Origin of the sequence: Aureispira sp. CCB-E (assembly GCF_031326345.1) — a bacterium.
Taxonomy (GTDB): Bacteria; Bacteroidota; Bacteroidia; order Chitinophagales; family Saprospiraceae; genus Aureispira.
The window spans coordinates 1,250,372-1,270,675 of sequence record NZ_CP133671.1 but is presented as its reverse complement, the minus strand read 5'-3'; the positions used below and the strand labels follow the sequence as shown (position 1 = coordinate 1,270,675).

Here is a 20,304-nt window from a genome sequence, read left to right as displayed (position 1 = left end):
ATATAGCTTATACCTAAATAAAATATAATGGCTAGCAATCAAAAAGACTCAAAAATAGTAAAAGAAGTCATCAAGATATTTTCTCAATATCTCGAAAAAAATGGCTTGCGCAAAACACCAGAACGATTTGCAATTTTGGAAGAGATCTATAAACGGGACGATCACTTCGACGCAGAAGCGCTCTATATCCATATGAAAACCCAAAACTATCGTGTTAGTCGTGCTACGGTTTACAACACATTAGAATTATTGGTTTCTTGTGATTTGGTACGCAAACATCAGTTTGGTAAAAATTTAGCTCAATACGAAAAATCCTATGGATCCAAGCAACACGACCATGCGGTTTGTATCGAAACAGGGCAAGTTTTTGAGTTTTGTGACCCTAGAATCCAACAAATCAAAGAAATGGTTTCTGAAATTTTGGGCTTTGAAATCACGCATCACTCCCTGACTTTTTATGGATACAGCAAAGAGGCAAGAGAAAAACTAAATAGAAAATAAATTATTATTCCGACCTTAGTTCCTTTTAGGATAAATATTGCATCGTTTTTCATAGAGGCTTTCTACTGATTTCCAGACGTTTTATCGTTGTACTCTTAGTACAAGTTGTATCGTTTTCTTGAATAATTAGGATACTTTATAAAAAATCAATTTTACATACTATTACAGCTTTAAAAGGAGCTAACTACATACAGAATGCAACAAACAAGACATGGCATATACTTTTTTAGAAAAAAATGGCGTACAAATTTTACAAGTAGATAACTTACTAAATCCATTAGATAATCAAGAAATTATTCGAGCAATTGAGGAAAAAATTGAAGCGAGTTATACAGAATTTATCGTTGACTTGGAGCAAATGGACTTTATGAATAGCACAGGCTTGACTTTTCTTATTTCAATCCTTACTCGCTCTAGAAGTGCGGGCGGAGACGTAGCTATCGCTAATCTTTCTGATAACATCAAGAAAATACTCTTGGTTACTCGACTTAACTCAGCTTTTAGTGTGTTTGAAAATGTTGATGATGCATTAACCCTGTTTATTAAAGAGAATAAAAATGATAAGAACTATGTTAATGAGTAACTAAATTACACTTATGAATATAAACTTAAAGCTACTAGTCATTAGCAGTCTCATAGAAGCAAATGAATTAGACTACGAAGAAGAATATTGTGAGGAGGTATTTGATAAAATAGATGAAGACGAAGTTCTTTCTGAAGATATGTATGGACTGCCTATTCCAGAGTTAGTCGACTATTTTGCCCAACTTGATCTCACATCATACCTTAATAAAGTAAATAAAATATCCTTAGATGGCGGTCGTGCTATTTATAGCATTGTTTCGTATTCTTGGGACGGAGAAGATGATGCGTTTAATATTACTTCTCTAGACGGTATTGAAGCACTTCAAAACCTTGAGGTTCTAGATGCCAACACGATGCTTGGTGCTTCGGTTTCATTACAACCACTTGCCCAACTTCATAAGTTACGTCAAGTAAGTTTGAATTATAAGAATTTTGTTGATTACGAAGTCTTACAAGCAATTGAATCTTTGGAAAGTGTTACCTTAACATTTACTGCTGGAGCCGATGTCTCTGCCATTACCAATCCGCTTGTAGCCAAAGGAGTCAATGTGGATGTCTGTTAAGAATTAAAGCCACAAGCATCTCCCCCTTATACAATAGTCACTGAGTAACGCAATCTCTTATACTTTTCTATAAAAAGTTAAAATAAAACACAACTAACGATAGGTTATAGTTGTGTTTTTGTATTTTTGCGGCATATTAAATTGCAAGACAGTTAATTCGTGTTTTTTAGAATGTTCTAAAACCTCAAAAAACAAAGGTTTCTATCAGTATCTTTCTAAAAATCAATTGCTAAGGATTGGAACATATTTAAATTCTATGTTCAAGTTACAAATGCTTGATTTTGCCTCTATCGGCAGCTTTTTTAAGTACTAAAATCAAATCATTTGTGCCAAGACCATTGGTTTTGAAGAATATAAATTTCAAACCTATTCTTAGGCAAATACACACGAACAAAAAATATTAACCGATTAAATTATTAAAATCACTGTTAAACATGGTAGATGTATTATTAGGTTTGCAATGGGGAGACGAAGGAAAGGGTAAAATCGTTGATTATTTAGCGTCTAAGTACGACATTGTTGCTCGCTTCCAAGGAGGTCCCAATGCTGGTCACACATTGTATCTAGATGACAAAAAGTATGTATTGCACACCATTCCTTCTGGAATCTTTAGAGCCGATGTTCAGAATGTTATTGGAAATGGTGTCGTCATTGATCCAACAATCCTTTGCAAAGAAATTGACCAACTATCTACTGCAGGAGTGGAATTTTTGAGCCGCTTGTATATTGCCAGAAAAGCACACTTAATCCTTCCTTCTCATCGCTTCTTAGATGCAGTGATGGAAGCTGCAAAAGGTGATGGAAAAATTGGTTCTACCCTAAAAGGGATTGGTCCAACCTATACGGATAAAATTGCTCGACATGGTCTTCGCATAGGAGATATCTTTTTATCTGATTTTCAAGAACGTTATAACAAACTTAAAGAAAATCATTTGCGTATGGCTTCTGCCTATCCTTCTGTTGATTTTGACTTAGAGGGAGAAGAGAAAGTTTGGATGGCGTCTATTGAGCGTTTAAGAAAATTGCAATTTGTAGATTCTGCCTATTTTATTAACAAAGCAATCAAAGCTGGAAAAAAAGTATTGGCAGAGGGTGCACAGGGCTCTATGCTAGATATTGATTATGGTACCTATCCTTTTGTAACTTCATCTAATACAATTACATCTGGTGTTTGTAATGGTCTGGGAATTGCGCCTCAAAAAATCGGTGAAGTGATTGGTATCACCAAAGCCTATTGTACTCGTGTTGGAGGTGGACCTTTTCCAACAGAACTACACGGTGCAACAGGTGAAGAAATTAGAAAAGCTGGTGGAGAATTTGGAGCTACAACAGGACGTCCTAGACGCTGTGGTTGGATCGATTTGCCTCAGTTAAAATATACTATTATGATTAATGGTGTTACTCAGTTAGTCATGACCAAAGCAGATGTATTGGATAAATTTGATGAAGTGTCTGCTGCAACGGCTTACGAAACAGAAAATGGGATCACCGATGAATTGCCATTTGATATGGTTACGAATTGTCCTAAACCTGTCTACAAAGCTTACAAAGGTTGGAAAAAAGACTTGACAGGAATTCGAAACTTTGGAGATTTTCCTACAGAATTACAAGAGTACGTACAAGAGATGGAAAGTATGTTAGAAATACCATTTTCTATTATCTCTGTCGGTCCAGGAAGAGAACAATTGGTCTTAAGACCAGAAACTACAATGGCTTAAAGAATTGTTCAAGGCTCTGGCACTAAACAAAACTATTTTTATGGTGCGATTTCTTTTGATCATTGACAAAAATTCTATTAGTCCTTTGTAGACATAAGAAAAGTCCCTCGTGAAAAAATTCAGGAGGGACTTTCTGCTTTTATAAACTAGGCAACCTTTTTTTGTAGAATTTGGTTGACATATTTTGCTTTAAACTTTTTGGGTCCAGTTTTTTTCAAAACATACGAAGTGGCTTTAAACAACAAGGCTTGCTTTGCCTTTTTTCTTCGTTTTTTATTCATTAAGATAACATCTTTGATAATCTTTTGAATGTCATTCACTTCGTCAGAGGTAGCAACTCGCTTTAGTTTTTTCTCATAATAAGAATTCGCTAAGGTTTCTGCTAAGCTTTTCTTACTCTGTTTGGTTGCCAAAGATAATTGATAAAACTTCTTTTTATTTTTTACCAACTCCTTATAGGACTTGTTAAATTTTTTCTGAATTTGCTTCGCTGTTTTTTTATACAACTTTTCGGTAGATGAAAAAACTTGATTCAATTCTTTCACCCTTTCCAAGTCTTTTTTTGTAGTTCTACCCTTTTTGATATTTTTTGCTACTTTCTTCACCGAATCACTGGAAGATAAAGCTTTAAGGTCCTTAAACTTTTGCCCCAATTCCTTCGCCTCATCTTGCTTTTCCTTCTTATATTTTTCGACTACCTTCTTTTTCTTTTCCTCTGTTACTTTAGGAGTTGTCCCTGTTTCTGGTTGAGTAGAAGAACCAGTATCCTTTGTCTTAGTTTCTTGCTCAGGCTGTTTGCCATCGGATACACCTACAGCTCCTACAACCGTCTTGTCTTCTCCTCCATCTTTGGTACTAATTGTAATCTTGGGATTCGCATTTTTAATAGCGTTATCCAAATAAGCTTTTGCCTTAGGAGGAATTTTGCTCAATCCTTTGCTTCGATTAATACTTAACATCAAGTGATCTCCTTGGCGCGTGCAAGTCCCCACCACCATAAAATCCTTTTGTTTCTTTCCTGGCGACACTTCCGAGTCTCGGAATTTTTTCCAAGTAGCTTCTCCATCTTTGGGTTCACCTAATAACAAGAAAGGCAATTTGGCGCTCTTTTTTTCATCTAGTCCCGCATAAACATGGTTCAACAAAAGCGAAAAAGGCACGGTTTCACCATCTTTCAGTTTCTCTTTTAAGATCACTTTCAATGCTTTCGCATAAATCTGAGCTTTAATGGTTTTTAGCTTCGCTACCGTAAAAGGATTTCTTACAGGCATAATATTGATATAATTGGAGCAAATACTTAGAATTCTCACCTAAGATCAACTCTGTGATGGATTAAAATTTAACGTATGAATATCTAACGCAATTTAATAAAAATATTAGACTTGTGCAAACAAGAATTCAACTGAACTATTCCATTTCTGTACTATCTGGCTCTTCTTGGTTCTTGTTCCAGTATTTTTTGAATTTATCGGATGCTTTTTCAACCAATTCAGTTCCCTTTTCTGTTGCCTTTTTATTGGCATATTCTTTTAAATGAGCCAATTCAGCTCTGTATTCTGTCTCCCACTTTTCTTGAAGCACCTCATAATGCTTCCTTGCTTCTTCTTTAGCGGCCTCTATTTTCTGATCAACATAATAATTTACCCCAATAAGACACACACACATCGTTACCAAACAACCTACTATCAAACCTATAATAAAACTTTTTTTATCCATTTCGTACTTTGTTAACAAGACCATTACATAATACACACAGCCATTACGACTTCGCTGTTAGATAAACTTCTCTTCTCTTAGAATGGTTCCTATTTAGCGAATAAAGTACTTATATCTTTGAATGCTTTAAACTCTAAAGCATTTCTGGAAGGATCTAAAAAATGGGTTTATTTTAGTCTCAAAATTTCTTCGACCAAATAATTTAGAACGTCTAGCCGATTGCTGGACTCTATCAATCGTTCGTTGTTGGAATTGACCAATAAATTGTATCGAGTCAGCGTATCATTGGCCAATACCAAATCTCCTTTAGATTCTGACAGCATTCTATAAGCAGCAGCTTGCTGTTGGTCGGGACTAAAACTAGTTGTTGTTTTGAATCCAACTAAAAATAGATCTGGACGTTGTACTTTTATATTGGCAATGAGTTTATCACTTGCCGTTAACTCCATCTGTTGATTGCCTTCTCTAGATTGCAACCGCTGAGCATGTTTACCAGAAGCCACCGTTCCTATCCTTCCCTCATAATCACACAAGGCAACATTCATAATAATACCATCTAAAGTTGTATCTTTTAGGGCATCATTTAGGAACTCCTTTACATCTTCATTCGTTTCCAAAGCAGAAGATGCCTCTGCCATTTTGGTTAACATCAACTTTGAATTGGGTAAATGATCATGCAACCAACGTGCTGTTGTACCAAAAGCAGGGGCGGCAATTGACAAATGATTTCGAACATGATAAAAGGTACCACCACCCAAAATTAAAATAGATTTACTCATAATTTTAATAGTTTGAATTCTTTATGAACCATGTCAACTAGTTGTTATTATCAACGTACTTATTTTCCTATAAAAAGGGCATCCCATACAATTTTCATGAACAAGATGAAGTTTGTATCTTTACCAAACACTCTAAATATAACTAATAATGAGAACATCCTACGTCCGATTCTTCTTTTTTATTGTACTCTCTATTTATTTCTACTCTTGTGACGATCAAGAAACTACACCTTTGACCAATACACAAACACCTGTAACGCTAACTCAAGAAGCCCCCCCTCGTCGATTTATGGAAACCATAACCCGTCGATTGAGGGTTCGAGAAACGCCCGACTTGGAAGGAACGGTACTCCATATTTTGAGTGATGGTGTTTTAGTTGAATTTTTATACGACAGCACCAATTTTACCACTGAAATTATTTACAATCGTAAAACCTACAACGCCCACTGGTACAAAATACAGACAGAAGAAAAAATAGAAGGTTGGGTCTATGCTGCCTTTGTTCAATTTCTTCCCAAAGAACAAAATCAAAAGGTAGTTATTCAGCGAGAGACAGCCGAATTATTAGAAGCAGCTAATGAGGAACGTCCTGAATTTACTAAAAAGCAGCAAAAACAAATGCAAGAACCCGTTAATGAAGGGTCCATTACCAACTATAAAAATTATCTAGCAAATTTAGATCGCAGTAATCCTAACTCTATTGGTCAAGCAATTAATCGTTTTACAACCTTGTTTATCAATCATACCAACGAAAATACACGTGATGCTGCTTATATTGCTTTTCATAACTTTTATACAAATGTCCTAAAAACGCTGCAAAATTCTACCAATATGAACCAATATCAACATTTGGCGACAGAAATAAAACGTTACCAACGTGCTACGATGCAAAGCGATGCTTTTACACGTAGTCTTGCTGCCAATGGAATCAATTTTGGGCTTAAAAATGGACAGGTAGTATTAGCAGAGGATGTCGATTTTTTATATCGAGTTTTTTATAGAGAGTGCTCTATTCCCATGCGGGCATATATGAATCAATATCAATTGGAGGTTCCTAACTTTTGGTTAGACAATGAAACATTATTGATTGCACCTAAAGAATTGGCTCGATGGACTTTATCTTGGAATTACTTTGTTGCCACTTATCCAGATTTTGTTTGGCATGCTGATGCCAAGCGACGATTAGACAAACAATTAAATATTTTATTGCAAGGCACCGAAAAAACGCCTGCTTTTGATCCCCAAACCTATATCCTAAAAGCTGAATTCCTACAAGCTTATCGACACATTACAGACAACTATCCAGAATCTAAAATAGGTCGTACCTTCACGGAATATGTCCAAACATTAAAACGCAACGACTGGAAAATGTCATCTACTGTTACAGAAGCACAGAACAAAGTGCTTCGATTATTGGTTTTGTAGAAAAAAGATAGTGATATGTTTCAGCACAAAAAGTTCTCTCAAGATTTTAAACGATTCAAAACCCAATATCTAGATGGAGAAACTCTAGATCAAAATACGATTCAAGAATATCTAAAGACCTTGGCAACGGTAAATTTGAAAACACTTCAAGAAGATAAAGCTAAAATTGCCTTTTGGATCAATGTTTACAATGGCTTAACTAATTATTGGATTATCAAAAAAGGCATTCAAAAAAGTATGTTAGAAAAGCCATTTTTGGTAATGCGTTCAAAAGTAATTATTGGCGGGCATTCATTTTCTTTGGATGATATAGAGCATGGTATCCTACGAAAAAATCGCAAATCTTTGTACAAACTATTCAAGCAATTTTCTGGGCGAGATTCTCGCCGAGAGTTGATTGTTGATCAACTAGATTATCGCATTCATTTTGCTCTAAATTGTGGTGCAAAGTCGTGTCCTCCTATTGCTTACTATGATGAACATTTCTTAGATCAGCAGCTAAAAATAGCCGAGGAAAGTTTTGTTGAACAAGAATTTTTGGTTGATACCACTTCTAAAACAATTCATTGTTCCAAAATATTTTGGCTGTACAAAAAAGATTTTCAACAAGTTTATATCAATGCTCCTCAATATAAAAATTATAAAATTCGTTACCGAAAATATGATTTTAGTGTACACTAGAAGTTGTTCTATCCAAGGTCGAAATCCCTAATGCTTCTAACATCGTTTTAGCTTTTAACAAACACTCCTCATACTCTGCTTCAGGTTCTGAGTCGTATACAATTGCCCCACCAACTTGAAAAGATAAATACTGCTTGCTGCGATTATACAACAAGGAACGAATAACCACATTAAAGTCAAAGTCTCCATTAGGGGTAACATAACCAACCGTGCCAGAATAAATGCCTCGTTTCGTTTTCTCATATTCCTCTATCAATTCCATACTAATCACCTTTGGAGCGCCAGTCATAGATCCCATCGGAAATGTTGCCTCTAATGCATCTACCCAGTTTTTATGCTCCTGCAACTCACCTACCACTGTCGAAATCATTTGGTAGACTCTCTCGAAACCATAAATTCCAAATAATTCGGCTACTTGAATTGTTCCCGTCTGACAAACTTTGGTCAGGTCATTTCGCACCAAATCTACGATCATGACATTTTCTGCTTGATCTTTGATACTTGCTCTCAGTTGGTGCTTCAATACTTCATCTTCTTCTTGACTTTGTCCCCGCTTAATCGTTCCTTTAATGGGCTGAGAAATTAACTGATTCCCTCGTTTACACAAAAATCGCTCTGGGCTTCCACAAAGCAAATGTTGGTCTTTTATTTGATAATAGGTAGCAAAAGGAGCCTTTGCAATTTGATTCATTGTATCGAAAAGCCTCACAGGGTTTATAGACACATTTTCTGCAAAAAACTCTTGGCAAAAATTCATCTCATAAGTATCACCATCTATAATATGCTGTCGAATTTGATGAATGGTATCCATATACGCATCCTTTGAAAACATTTGTTGAATAGAAATCATTGAATTCTCAGCATTATCATCAGTACTAGAAAAATCTTTAATCGCCTTCCAAATCTTTTTTGGAGATTCTTGTTTAGATAAAATTTCTAAAGTTCCATCTTGATTAAAAAGAAACAAATAACTAGGCACAAAGAAATACAATTCAGGAAATTCTAAAACATCTTTATTTTGGGATGTTAATGCTTCTACGTCATTTTTCAAATCATAACTCAGATGTCCAAACAACCATTCTTGATTCTCTTTGGCAAAAGCTTGCAAGCACTGAAAAGCATTTCCTGATCTTTTAAGGCAAAGTTCTTTTTCTGCCCCAACAGCAATTAAAGCCTCGTAGGCACTATATTGATCGGCTTGATAATAATTACTATCTAAGTAGCAAATAACTTCGGACTGTTTTTCTGCCCATTTCAAAATTTGGCGTTTGACTACTATTGTCTCTTTAACTGTTAATACCATTGTCATAAAGTGCCTGTTATAGAAAAAGCTACTTCACGGTTTGAAGTAGCTTTTAGTTTATTTTTACATTCGTTCATCCTCTTAGGAAAACATACCTGAGCAACAAACTGAATTGATGAGTCGTTTTTTTTAAAGAAGATAATAACTGTTTAGTTAACGTTTTCTATTACGCTGATTTTTGCTTTTACTACCATTGGTAGACGTTCGTCTAGAATTTTTGTTTTTACTAGAGTTACTTTTTGAGCTTTTTTTAGAACTTGTATGACGACTAGACTTGGTTCTTCCTGTATTGTTGCTTGCTCCGCTATTCCCTCCTGTTTTGGTTTTGCGAGGAGAAACCAAAGAATCGATATTAGTACCTTTGGGTACTTCTAATTCTCCCTTTGCCAATCGAGCAAATTCCTTAAAAATCACCTCATCGTTAACATTCTCTCTATTCCAAGTTTTGTAAGACATTTTCATGTAAGCAGCGATAACCGTAATATATGCCTCTTGTTTTTCTTTGTCCTCCATTTGCTTGGCCTTCTCAATCATAATCCGAACGTTTCGACCATAGTGACGCAAACGCTTGGTATTTTGTGGATAAGCTACTTGGTCTGGCTTGCGTTTTGTTCGTGCATCAGGCAAGTTTTCTGGCAGATCGACATCTAATTCATAATTTGCCATCTTTAAAACATGTGACCATACTTTTAACCTGTAATCATCCAAATTTCTAGTATGAGGATGCATCGCCATAATCAAGTTAACTACTTTTTCGATGTACACTTGACGTTCTTCTCGATCTTCTATTTGCTTGGCTCTATTAATCAAGTTTTGAGTATTACGTCCATACTCTCGGATCAACAGATTTTCTTTTTGAGTATTATAATCAGCCATTTTTTTGGCTGTAGGTATCTTATAGTCGTTGTTCATAATATTTTTTATTCTACCGTAACGGATTTTGCTAAATTTCTAGGTTGATCAACATTGCAACCTCTTAGAACAGCAATATGATAGGCTAATAATTGTAATGGGATAACAGATAGTAGAGGCACCAAAGGTTCTGCTGTTTGCGGAATTTCAATAACATGATCTGCTATTTGAGGGATATGATCGTCACCTTCTGTAATAATAGCCAATACTTTACCTTTGCGAGCTTTTACTTCTTGGATATTACTAATTACTTTTTCACGAGTACTACCATTCGTTGCAATAATGACAACAGGCATATTTTCATCAATCAAAGCAATAGGACCATGTTTCATTTCTGCAGCTGGATATCCCTCTGCGTGAATATACGAAATTTCTTTCAATTTCAAGGCTCCCTCTAAAGCGATTGGGAAATTATAACCACGTCCTAGATAAAGAGCATTTTCTGCATCCTTCCATAAATTAGCAATATACTTAATTTTGGCATCTTGCTCGACTACTTTTTTCAATTTTGCAGGTAGCGTATCCAACTCATTCAATAATTGAAAGTAGTAGGACTGAGAGATGGTTCCCTTATTGTGTGCCAATTGAAGTGCCATCAAAGTCAACAGAGTTACCTGCCCTGTAAAAGCTTTAGTCGAAGCCACTCCTATTTCTGGTCCTGCATGAATATAAGATCCTGCATTCGTAATTCTAGCAATAGAAGAACCAACAACATTACAAATACCATAGGTCAATGCTTCTTTTTCTATCGCCAAATCCAATGCTGCCAATGTATCCGCAGTTTCTCCAGATTGAGAAATAGCAATTACAACATCTTTGTTGGTAATAATAGGATTTCTATACCTAAATTCCGAAGCATACTCCACTTCTGTTGGAATACGTGCCAAGTCTTCGAACAAATATTCTCCAATCAAACCTGCAATCCAAGACGTCCCACAAGCAATAATAATTAGTCGATCCGCATTTTTGATACGATTCTCAAATTCAGCAACGCCACCTAATGTAATCAAACCTTTTTTGACGTTCAAGCGCCCACGCATAGCATCTGCCATTGTAGTAGGTTGCTGGTGAATTTCCTTAAGCATATAGTGCTCATATCCACCTTTTTCAATCGCCTCAATTTCCATATTTAGATGCTGAATAAAAGGCGTTTGAATTTCGTTGTCAATAGTTTTCAAAGTCAATTCACCTGCTCTATTCAGCGTAACAATTTCTTCTTCCTTAATGTAGACAACATTTTTGGTGTACTCAACAATTGGAGAAGCATCTGAAGCTAGAAAAAATTCTTTTTCTCCAATTCCCACTACCAAAGGACTTCCTTTTCTAGCAGCCACAATTTTATTTGGTTCTTTCTTACTCAAAACCACAATCGCATAAGCGCCTACAACTTTTGTCAAAGCAATACGAACAGCTTCTGCAATACCTACATTTTCTTTCGCTTGAATTGTTTCGATTAAATGCACCAATACTTCTGTATCTGTATCAGATGTAAAGGTATGTCCCTCCTTCTCTAGGGCTGTTTTAATCGAGTCATAATTTTCAATAATTCCATTGTGAATAATAGAAATGTCTCTATCTCCTGATAAATGAGGATGTGCATTTACATCATTCGGTTCTCCATGTGTTGCCCAGCGTGTATGCCCCATACCTACTGATCCTGATACATCTTTTCCTTCTGTAAAAGCAATTAAATCGTTTACTTTACCTTTTTTCTTATAAACGGTTAATTCTTCGTCTTTTAGCAATGCCACTCCAGCGCTATCATACCCTCTATATTCCAATCTTTGCAAACCTTTAATAAGGATCGGATAGGCATCTCTAGCGCCTATATAAGCTACAATTCCACACATATTTTTTTATTTAAAGTGGTTGGGACAAATCAGACTAATGAAGAAGTTTGTCCAAATTTTAAGTAAATGCTCTAATCGTTGTTCTTTGTCCGTTGGCAACAATAATTATTGCTTTGTAATGTCTTGGTTTTGCCTATCAATTTATCTACTTGCATTGAAATCTAAATCCCATATTGGGCTACAACGGACAATATTCTACCATAAACACTTTTTCTCAAAAGAGCTTAAATGCAAAGTTTGATCCTATCAAGAAAATACTTTAACAATTTATTTATAGTAGAATTTATTGAAAATTTTTCTTCAAACGAAAAACTCTAATGAGAGCCTATTAAACAGTTTTTTTGCTCAACAAGTTTAATAGGCTCTCAAAAACTATTGGATTTTGGTATAGGTCAAATAAAGCTTAGCTCCCTTAATGCTTTTTTCATTCATTAACGAAACACGTTCAGGATCTAAAGCAGATGGAAGTGTTAAATAAATTGCACGTTCCAATGTTGTTCCATTTACAATGGCTTGCATTTCTTCAGAAATAAACATTCTGTATACAAGATTTTTATTTCCCGTATCTTCTAATACGCCACCAAACAAGAAATAAGATTGAGCACGATTGATAGAAGTTACAATATCATCAACAACAACCAAATTACCACCTAAATCTTTGATTTTGGCAACTAATTGAATTGGTTCTGGAAAAGCATTTGTTCCAGTATCTGCAACAGGGAATACAAGCTCTGCTTTGTTGATAATAACATTTCCTAAATTCCCAACGTAAGGGAATACTACTTTAGTATGCAAACCGTCCAAACCTTGTACATAAACTACTGTATCTGTTGTCAAATTGTCTGTCAAGGTAGTTGGGTGCGTATGATTAAAAGAAGAGACAACTTCTGCATCTTCATTTGTCAAAAACTCAAATGTTTTTGCAACACTTCCTGAGTTTGAGGTATCGGTATAATGCAAGGTTAATTTTGTCAGAGCGTTTTTCGACTTAAATCGAACAATACTTGCATTAGTAGGGTTGTTACTTGAAGGGCGAATGTGTATTCCTTTAAACCAATCCTTAAATTTGGTATTGCTCTCATAAATATCAACACCTGTACTTTGTGGATTTAAAAATAGTTCTCCCAAATCAATTCCTGCTTGATCATCCAAACGAATTCTCAAATGAGGATCTAGTGTAGTACTACCAGAGGTAATTTTAAGGGTATCGTTAGGTTTAAATTGAAAATTTGATTTCAACAAATTTCCATCTGTCATAAAAGTTTTGTCCGATTTATAAACCGTCCCTTCTTCTATATTTTCCAATACACGAGCAATCTCCCAACTTTGTGTAACCGTAGCTGGCTTATTGGTTCTAAATTCACCATAGTGCCCCACATCCTCATATGCCAATGACAATACTAAGGAATCAAAAACAGCATTAGGGAAAACCGCCCCCGTGTTATTTAGGCGGAAATTCATATAAATAGAAGCAACCGATTCGCCCCACTCGGTATCTGTATACGAACCACATGTCATGACGGTTCTATTCGAGGTTTCTATTGGATCTGCTTCTTGTGTAGTTAATTTGATTGTACAGGTATCTGTATAAAGAATATCTGATTGTTCTTGTTCTACTAGTGACAAACCTATTTCGCTAGACTTGCTACATCCCATAGCAGAAAATAACCCTACTGCCAACATACTGTACAGTAGGGATTTTAGATTATATTCCATGTAATTTGTAAGAATTTTTTTGATTGAAAATATTGGGGGTATGTTTATCTACCTAGTATAACGGTTCTACTACAAAGAGTAGTTGGTTTTCTCCAATATTTTAGGTATAATATTAACATTCGTTTTTGACTTGCATCGTATTATTAAGTATCATAATACCTCATAAATAAGCAATCTAAAAGATTTGGTTGGCCAGACATCGTTTCTGTCTATGCTTTCTTTTTAACAACTATTTACTTACATCAAGTCTCTTGAATCCAATTGATTCTCAATGTATAATTATACGTTTTCTTCTGTTGCTCCCAATAATTCTTCGTAAAATTCTAAATATCTATTCGTCAATTCTGCTTGATGGGGCAAGAATGGCTCTGCGATATTGTCAGTAGGTACATCTTCTAGACCAATAATAGTTCCTTCTGCAAACTTAGATGCTCCTGCATTCAAATCTAAAACGCCATTGATTAAGTACGCATCTGTAATATCGCTCAAATGATTGACATCCATTTTCTCTTTGAACGCTGGTGCAAATGCTTGATTTGCTTGGTCTGCATGGTAAGCAGAGTACACCACTTGTGCGTTTTGGAAAATTGGTTCGTTTTGGTATGTAGTTTTTAGCAACGCTGGCAATAAGCTAGTCATCCAACCGTGTGCATGAACAATATCAGGAGCCCACCCAAACTTCTTCACAGTTTCTACTACTCCTCTACAGAAGAAGATGGTGCGATCTAGATTATCTTCAAAAAACTGGTCTTTTGCATCATTAAACACTTGCTTGCGTTTAAAGAATTCTTCATTATCCAAGAAATACACTTGCATTCTTGTTCCTGGCAAAGAAGCTACTTTGATAATTAGAGGATAATCGTCATCATCTACATTAATATTCATCCCTGACAAACGAACCACCTCATGAAGGCGATGTCTTCTCTCATTGATAGTTCCAAACTTAGGCATCAAGATTCGAACCTCCACTCCATTCTCTTGAATAAACTGAGAGTACTCGCGTACAATTTCAGATATTTGAGAAAGAATTGTATACGGTTTCATCTCTTGAGTTACTATCAATATTCTTTTCTTATCAGCCATAAAACTACTCGTTCTAAAAATTTAGTAAAAAAATCTTTCAAGAAAACACAAAAAGAATCTGTTTCTCGATTTGCAAATTTACGAAAAAAATACCAATTTGCCCCATTAAACCTGTTTCTTATGGTTTAATTAATTAATTTTCCCCGTTTTAAGACCTTCTTATCCTTTGTTTTTGGGACAAAAAGGAACAAAATCAACACATTTTTATTATATTCTTTCAAATAGCGTCCCATAATTTTCGCTTCTCCTTATGTATATTTTTAAGACGGTTCAAGATTTACAACACTATATACGCACACAGAAAAAACAAACAAAAAAAATTGGATTGGTTCCAACAATGGGAGCTTTGCACTTAGGGCATTTAAGTTTAATTCAAAGAGCTTTTCAAGATTGCGACCTTGTTGTTTGTTCTATTTTTGTTAATCCAACTCAGTTTGGCGATGCAGAAGATTTGGAAAAATATCCTCGCCCTATAGAAAGTGATATCGAAAAATTAGAAAAAATAGGCTGTTCTGCCTTATTTTTGCCTGATGTAACAGAAGTTTATCCCAAAGATTTGATTTCCCCAACTTTTGATTTGTCAGGATTAGACAAAACAATGGAAGGGGCACACCGACCTGGTCACTTTGCAGGAGTAGTCGAAGTCGTGCATCGCTTGTTGGATATTGCACAACCAGACTGCTTGTATATGGGACAAAAAGATTATCAGCAGTTTGCTATCATCAAACACATGCTTGGGCTGATGAATTCCTCTATTCAGTTGGTCAGAGTGCCTATTGTAAGAGAAGAAGATGGTTTGGCAATGAGCTCTAGGAATGTTCGGTTGAGTCCTGAAGGAAGAATCAAAGCACAGCTAATTTCCCAAATGCTATTTGAAGCCAAGAAACATGCTATTCATATGTCTCTTGAAGAAGTCAAACAACAAGCATTGGCATTTATCAACCAACACCAATTAGAAGTTGATTATTTTACAATAATAGATGGAGACAGTCTCGAAATCATTGATTCTTTTGATAAAGCTACTATAGTTACAGCTTGTACTACGGTTCGTGTAGATGGTGTTCGGTTATTGGACAATATAATCCTCAGAGAAAGTATCTAATATGATGAGTAAGATTGAAGACATTCGCAAAAAATATCAATCCCTAAATAACACACAAAAAGACTTGGTCAAACTACTGGCACTCATTGACAGTCCAGAAAACAAAGCCAAGATTTTGCAGATCTGTTTGAAGGCAAAACTAAAAGCCACCAATAAACAATCTTACAATGTAATTACTTTGGGACAAAGCCTAGAATTGTTAAGAGAGGCTCATTTGATTAAGAAAAACTTAGATCAAAAATTCCAAATTCACCCAGAAGTTTATCATTTTGCCATCCAGCAAGCAATAAGCGATAAGCGACTCAATGTGTTACGCAAAGCGGTTACCGATGTTTTTCCTGGTTTAGAAAACCCTTATCAAGCTTATCGATATCCGAACGAGGTTATCCGAGATGCCTCCTTTGCATTGTATCAAGACGATTATTCAACTTTTCAGAAAGCTGTTCAAACCTTACAAAAAGATAGTTCGTTTTATATCGAAACACTTTACAAGAAATTATTTATTGAGCGGTATGGTATTAATAACATTCCAAACCTTTCGCCTAAATTTCAATTCGAGTTCTACAAATCTCAATTGGGAGCAATGATCATTGCCCTAAAAGATGTTAACGAGCCGCTCAAAAACATTCAAAAAATTGCTTCTACCCTAAAAGGTAAAGACTTGGACTTAGTCTACCATTACCTAAGCTTACATGCCTTGTTAAAAGGCGATTGGGCAACAGTAAAAAAACTATGGGAAGGCAAAGATTCTATCAATGCGCTTAAGTTCAAAGGTTGGCTGTATTTTGCTCAAGGATACAACATAAAAGCGCTCAATAGGTATGAAAAAGCCTTAAAAGATTATCGCAAAAAAGAAAAATCGTTAAAAACTTACTTTGACGATTACCATGGTGTCATTTTTATTCTAGCACTATTAAAGGATCACAATACCAAACACATTCCAATGATTAAGAACTTTTTTAAAGAAGTTTTTTCTCATAATATTAGTAATGTGTACCTCTATTTAGGAGCCATTGTTGATAACTTACAAGAGAATCCTACTAGAGCACAAGAATTATTCGAGCAAGAGCATTTGTATTATAACTTACACGGATTGCTCTATCTTTATGCACAGTATTGGACACAAAAGTTTGCCCCAAAATGGGAGAACTATGCCCTTACGCTACAACACAAAGCCATTAAAAATGGATACTATTGGGTGGCTTACAACGTAGCGGTACTGATGCAAGAAATTAGCACCAATCGAAAAGAGTTTTACGCAACCAAGACAGAGGAATTGCAAGAGATTTTAGGTCCTGTTCCATCTTTAATGGATGTTATTGGTCTTCAAGAAGATTGGGAAGTTGCCTTACAGGCACTAGAAGCACTTCATGGACAAAATGTTACTACACAAACACATTTGCAAAGTCGGTTGATTTGGTTGGTTGATTTTGAACGGGACATTATACAACCCAAAATACAGCGTATCAATAAAAATGGAAGTTGGTCAAAGGGACGGAATGCTGGCTTAGATAAACTGGTAGAAGGCTCTGTCTTGGAAGCGACCCCACACGATATGCGGGTTATCAATACCATTACCAAGTCTTCGGGCTATTATAATAATAGTGCCTATGGCTTCCACTCTCCTTCCAAAACGTTTATGACCTTGGTTGATCATCCGCTATTATTTTTATACAAATCTCCTGATGTCGCCTGTGAATTGCGTCAAGGGTTGGTTGAATTGGTTGTCAAAGAAACAACCGAAGGTTACTCTATTAGCCCTTCCATTAGTATCAAACACGAAGGCGTTTATATTGTCAAAGAAACTCCTACTCGCTATCAGTTGATTCAAGTCAGTGAAAAACAAGTTCAATTAGCCCAAGCTATTGGAGGTAAAAGTTTGGAAATTCCTTTTAAGGGTAAAGAACAATTGGAACGCACGCTATCTGGTTTGTCTACCATTATGCCTCTACAATCGGACTTAGAGTTTCAAAATGACAACATACCTTCTGTTGAACCTGACCCTCGTATTTATGTACACTTATTGCCTGTGGGCGAAGGTTTTGATGTAGAGTTCTTTGTCAAACCGTTTCAAGTCGCTGCTCCTTATTTTAAACCTGGCAAAGGCTCTGCCCGTGTAGTGACTAAAATAGAAGCGATCCGCACACAAACAAAACGGGATTTGGAAGCAGAAATACAAGCATTAGGTACCTTAATTGATGCCTCCCCAACATTAACGAACAACAAGCCTATAGAAGATAACTTGTGGCAGTTGGAAAATCCGCATAGTTGCTTAAAACTGTTGCACGAATTAGAACCGTTTAGAGCGGAGAATTTGATTGTGATAGAATGGCCAAAAGGAGAGCAGCTTAAAATTAAACAACAGATTGATTTTTCTAATGTCAAGTTGACAATTAGCAAAGAAAATGATTGGTTTGGCATTTCTGGTACGGTTCAGGTAAACGAAAATTTGGTATTGGATATGCGTCAATTGCTCAATATGATGCAGCAGCAACAATCAGAGTTCATTGAATTGGATGATGGGCAATTTTTAGCTTTGAGCAAAGAGTTGCAAAATCGCTTAGATAGCATTTATAAATTTACAGACGATGAAGGGAAAATACATCCATTGGCAAGCTTTGCGTTTGAAGATTTAACTGACGAGATTGAAACTATTGATATTGATAATAGTTGGGTAGACCATATTAATCGTTTAAAAAGCATTGAGCAAAAAACATTTTTGCCACCACAAGATCTTCAGGCAACGTTACGAAGTTATCAAACAGAAGGATTTCAGTGGTTGTCAAAACTAGCAGAATGGGGAGTCGGAGCTTGTTTGGCCGATGATATGGGACTTGGGAAAACCATCCAAGCATTAACCGTCATTTTAAACCGCAGTAGCAAAGGACCTAGTTTGGTCGTTGCACCTGCTTCCGTTTGCCGAAACTGGATTAAGGAAATTGAAAAATTTGCCCCCAAATTAACTCCTATTCTTTTTAGTGAGAGTGACCGAAAACAAAGCATAGAAAACGCTTCTGCTGATGATGTTTTGATTACAACTTATGGATTGTTGCAAACAGAAAGTGACTTATTTAGCACTCGTACATTTGAGACCATTGTTTTAGACGAAGCGCAAGCAATAAAAAATAGCAATGCAAAGCGCTCTCAAGCAGCTATGAAGTTGAAAGGTAATTTTAAAATTATTACCACAGGTACGCCTATTGAAAATCACTTGGGTGAGTTGTGGAATTTATTCCGCTTTATCAATCCTGGCTTGCTTGGTAGCTTAAAGGGTTTTAGAGATCGTTTTGCTATTCCTATAGAGAAAGATAGAGACACCGATACTCAAAAACAATTGCAGTTATTGATTCGTCCATTTATTCTTAGACGACACAAAAAAGATGTCTTAACAGAATTGCCCGAAAAAACAGAAATAGTACTAAGTGTTGACTTGTCTAAAGAGGAACAAGCGTTTTATGAAGCCTTGCGTAGAAATGCTGTGGAGAGCTTAGAAAAAGATACGCAACAACAAGCAGGAACGCAACACCTCAAAGTCTTGGCTCAGATTATGCGCTTGCGCCGTGCTTGTTGTAATCCTCAATTAGTAGATCCTAATTCTAATTTAAAAAGCTCAAAATTAGAACTCTTTGGAGAAATTGTAGAGGAATTAATCAGCAATGGACACAAAGCATTGGTTTTTAGCCAATTTGTTGGACATTTACAACTAATTGAACAATACGTTCGAGAGAAAAACATTAGTTATCAATATTTGGATGGACAAACTCCAACCAAAAAACGACAAGAGCGTATTGATGCTTTTCAAACAGGCGAGGGCGAGTTGTTCTTAATTAGTCTAAAAGCAGGAGGAACAGGATTAAATTTAACCGCAGCAGACTATGTAATTCACATGGACCCTTGGTGGAATCCTGCGGTCGAAGATCAGGCTTCAGATAGAGCCCATCGTATTGGTCAGCAGCGCCCAGTAACAGTTTATCGCTTGATTACTGAAAATACAATCGAAGAGAAAATTATCAAGTTGCATGAAGACAAAAGAGATTTGGCAGATTCCTTATTAGAAGGAACAGATGCTAGTTCAAAACTCTCAGCGGCAGACTTATTAGATTTGATTAAAAATAATTAGGTATCAAATATTTCTTACTGCTTACTAAGTAGAGAAATTCTTTTTGCCTAATACTCAAATATTTCCGATATAGAGTACAAATCCTGTCTGTACTCTATTTTCTATCAAACTGTTACAAAAAACAATAAGCTTTTAGATATAGTCTAAAACAAAAATTGTAAATTTGCAAATTGAGACGGGGCTTAAATCGTTTTAGATTGAGGAATTTTATAAATAGAATTTCCTTGATGCTTATACTTTCTAAACAAA

At 35.8% G+C, this 20,304-nt stretch carries 16 protein-coding genes; 8 read left to right on the top strand and 8 right to left on the bottom strand.

What is annotated here, in order from left to right; translation table 11 throughout:
• Positions 1-27: 27 nt before the first annotated feature.
• The 4 genes from QP953_RS04785 to QP953_RS04770 all read left to right on the top strand — a co-directional run bounded on the left by QP953_RS04785 (position 28) and on the right by QP953_RS04770 (position 3,367).
• Complete coding sequence (locus QP953_RS04785; RefSeq protein WP_052594655.1) at positions 28-501, top strand: Fur family transcriptional regulator; 474 nt, start codon at positions 28-30, stop codon at positions 499-501.
• Positions 502-712: 211 nt separating this feature from the next.
• Positions 713-1,084 (top strand): STAS domain-containing protein, encoded by a 372-nt coding sequence (locus QP953_RS04780; RefSeq protein ID WP_052594657.1) that lies wholly within the window; start codon positions 713-715, stop codon positions 1,082-1,084.
• A 13-nt stretch (positions 1,085-1,097) separates the two neighbouring features.
• Positions 1,098-1,649, top strand: coding sequence for a DUF6892 domain-containing protein (locus QP953_RS04775; protein ID WP_052594659.1), 552 nt, complete (start codon positions 1,098-1,100; stop codon positions 1,647-1,649).
• Between the two features lie 434 nt (positions 1,650-2,083).
• A complete protein-coding gene (locus QP953_RS04770; RefSeq protein ID WP_052594661.1) occupies positions 2,084-3,367 on the top strand; it encodes an adenylosuccinate synthase in 1,284 nt (427 codons plus the stop codon).
• A 146-nt stretch (positions 3,368-3,513) separates the two neighbouring features.
• Here QP953_RS04770 and QP953_RS04765 read toward each other — a convergent pair whose 3' ends face one another.
• From QP953_RS04765 to QP953_RS04755, 3 genes are all read right to left on the bottom strand, one after another.
• The gene (locus QP953_RS04765; RefSeq protein WP_052594664.1) at positions 3,514-4,638 is read right to left on the bottom strand and encodes a hypothetical protein; all 1,125 of its coding nucleotides are present in this window, start codon (positions 4,636-4,638) and stop codon (positions 3,514-3,516) included.
• A 136-nt stretch (positions 4,639-4,774) separates the two neighbouring features.
• On the bottom strand, positions 4,775-5,083 hold the full coding sequence (locus tag QP953_RS04760; protein ID WP_052594666.1) for a hypothetical protein: 309 nt from the start codon (positions 5,081-5,083) through the stop codon (positions 4,775-4,777).
• Between the two features lie 167 nt (positions 5,084-5,250).
• Entirely contained in the window at positions 5,251-5,862 is a 612-nt protein-coding gene (locus QP953_RS04755; RefSeq protein ID WP_052594668.1) for a phosphopantothenoylcysteine decarboxylase, read from the bottom strand.
• A gap of 148 nt (positions 5,863-6,010) precedes the next feature.
• On the opposite strand from QP953_RS04755, the gene QP953_RS04750 reads away from it, so the two are divergent.
• Positions 6,011-7,288, top strand: a complete 1,278-nt coding sequence (locus QP953_RS04750; protein WP_309554131.1) for an SH3 domain-containing protein — start codon at positions 6,011-6,013, stop codon at positions 7,286-7,288.
• A gap of 15 nt (positions 7,289-7,303) precedes the next feature.
• The gene (locus tag QP953_RS04745; RefSeq protein ID WP_052594672.1) at positions 7,304-7,969 is read left to right on the top strand and encodes a DUF547 domain-containing protein; all 666 of its coding nucleotides are present in this window, start codon (positions 7,304-7,306) and stop codon (positions 7,967-7,969) included.
• Here the strand turns inward: QP953_RS04745 and QP953_RS04740 are convergent.
• The 5 genes from QP953_RS04740 to QP953_RS04720 form a co-directional block, all read right to left on the bottom strand.
• The gene (locus QP953_RS04740) at positions 7,956-9,278 is read right to left on the bottom strand and encodes an anthranilate synthase component I family protein (RefSeq protein WP_309554129.1); all 1,323 of its coding nucleotides are present in this window, start codon (positions 9,276-9,278) and stop codon (positions 7,956-7,958) included. The two genes, QP953_RS04745 and QP953_RS04740, sit on opposite strands and share 14 nt — an antisense overlap.
• A 147-nt stretch (positions 9,279-9,425) precedes the next feature.
• The gene (locus QP953_RS04735; protein WP_052594674.1) at positions 9,426-10,184 is read right to left on the bottom strand and encodes a DUF4290 domain-containing protein; all 759 of its coding nucleotides are present in this window, start codon (positions 10,182-10,184) and stop codon (positions 9,426-9,428) included.
• 8 nt (positions 10,185-10,192) lie between these two features.
• The gene (glmS, locus tag QP953_RS04730; RefSeq protein WP_052594676.1) at positions 10,193-12,034 is read right to left on the bottom strand and encodes a glutamine--fructose-6-phosphate transaminase (isomerizing); all 1,842 of its coding nucleotides are present in this window, start codon (positions 12,032-12,034) and stop codon (positions 10,193-10,195) included.
• 372 nt (positions 12,035-12,406) lie between these two features.
• Positions 12,407-13,750, bottom strand: coding sequence for a DUF4270 family protein (locus QP953_RS04725; protein WP_309554128.1), 1,344 nt, complete (start codon positions 13,748-13,750; stop codon positions 12,407-12,409).
• A gap of 279 nt (positions 13,751-14,029) precedes the next feature.
• Positions 14,030-14,833 carry a glycogen/starch synthase gene (locus tag QP953_RS04720; protein WP_052594679.1) on the bottom strand — a complete coding sequence of 268 codons (804 nt, stop codon included), beginning with the start codon at positions 14,831-14,833 and terminating at the stop codon, positions 14,030-14,032.
• 250 nt (positions 14,834-15,083) lie between these two features.
• Between QP953_RS04720 and panC the strand changes: the two genes are divergently transcribed.
• Positions 15,084-15,935, top strand: a complete 852-nt coding sequence (gene panC / locus QP953_RS04715) for a pantoate--beta-alanine ligase (RefSeq protein WP_309554127.1) — start codon at positions 15,084-15,086, stop codon at positions 15,933-15,935.
• 1 nt (position 15,936) lies between these two features.
• The gene (locus QP953_RS04710) at positions 15,937-20,055 is read left to right on the top strand and encodes a DEAD/DEAH box helicase (RefSeq protein ID WP_309554126.1); all 4,119 of its coding nucleotides are present in this window, start codon (positions 15,937-15,939) and stop codon (positions 20,053-20,055) included.
• Positions 20,056-20,304 lie beyond the last annotated feature (249 nt).

What these genes read in the sequence shown, in the direction of transcription:
- QP953_RS04785 (WP_052594655.1), top strand. Translation starts at nt 28, where the DNA reads ATGGCTAGCAATCAAAAAGACTCAAAAATAGTAAAAGAAGTCATCAAG.
- QP953_RS04780 (WP_052594657.1), top strand. Translation starts at nt 713, where the DNA reads ATGGCATATACTTTTTTAGAAAAAAATGGCGTACAAATTTTACAAGTA.
- QP953_RS04775 (WP_052594659.1), top strand. Translation starts at nt 1,098, where the DNA reads ATGAATATAAACTTAAAGCTACTAGTCATTAGCAGTCTCATAGAAGCA.
- QP953_RS04770 (WP_052594661.1), top strand. Translation starts at nt 2,084, where the DNA reads ATGGTAGATGTATTATTAGGTTTGCAATGGGGAGACGAAGGAAAGGGT.
- QP953_RS04765 (WP_052594664.1), bottom strand. Translation starts at nt 4,638, where the DNA reads ATGCCTGTAAGAAATCCTTTTACGGTAGCGAAGCTAAAAACCATTAAA.
- QP953_RS04760 (WP_052594666.1), bottom strand. Translation starts at nt 5,083, where the DNA reads ATGGATAAAAAAAGTTTTATTATAGGTTTGATAGTAGGTTGTTTGGTA.
- QP953_RS04755 (WP_052594668.1), bottom strand. Translation starts at nt 5,862, where the DNA reads ATGAGTAAATCTATTTTAATTTTGGGTGGTGGTACCTTTTATCATGTT.
- QP953_RS04750 (WP_309554131.1), top strand. Translation starts at nt 6,011, where the DNA reads ATGAGAACATCCTACGTCCGATTCTTCTTTTTTATTGTACTCTCTATT.
- QP953_RS04745 (WP_052594672.1), top strand. Translation starts at nt 7,304, where the DNA reads ATGTTTCAGCACAAAAAGTTCTCTCAAGATTTTAAACGATTCAAAACC.
- QP953_RS04740 (WP_309554129.1), bottom strand. Translation starts at nt 9,278, where the DNA reads ATGACAATGGTATTAACAGTTAAAGAGACAATAGTAGTCAAACGCCAA.
- QP953_RS04735 (WP_052594674.1), bottom strand. Translation starts at nt 10,184, where the DNA reads ATGAACAACGACTATAAGATACCTACAGCCAAAAAAATGGCTGATTAT.
- glmS (WP_052594676.1), bottom strand. Translation starts at nt 12,034, where the DNA reads ATGTGTGGAATTGTAGCTTATATAGGCGCTAGAGATGCCTATCCGATC.
- QP953_RS04725 (WP_309554128.1), bottom strand. Translation starts at nt 13,750, where the DNA reads ATGGAATATAATCTAAAATCCCTACTGTACAGTATGTTGGCAGTAGGG.
- QP953_RS04720 (WP_052594679.1), bottom strand. Translation starts at nt 14,833, where the DNA reads ATGGCTGATAAGAAAAGAATATTGATAGTAACTCAAGAGATGAAACCG.
- panC (WP_309554127.1), top strand. Translation starts at nt 15,084, where the DNA reads ATGTATATTTTTAAGACGGTTCAAGATTTACAACACTATATACGCACA.
- QP953_RS04710 (WP_309554126.1), top strand. Translation starts at nt 15,937, where the DNA reads ATGATGAGTAAGATTGAAGACATTCGCAAAAAATATCAATCCCTAAAT.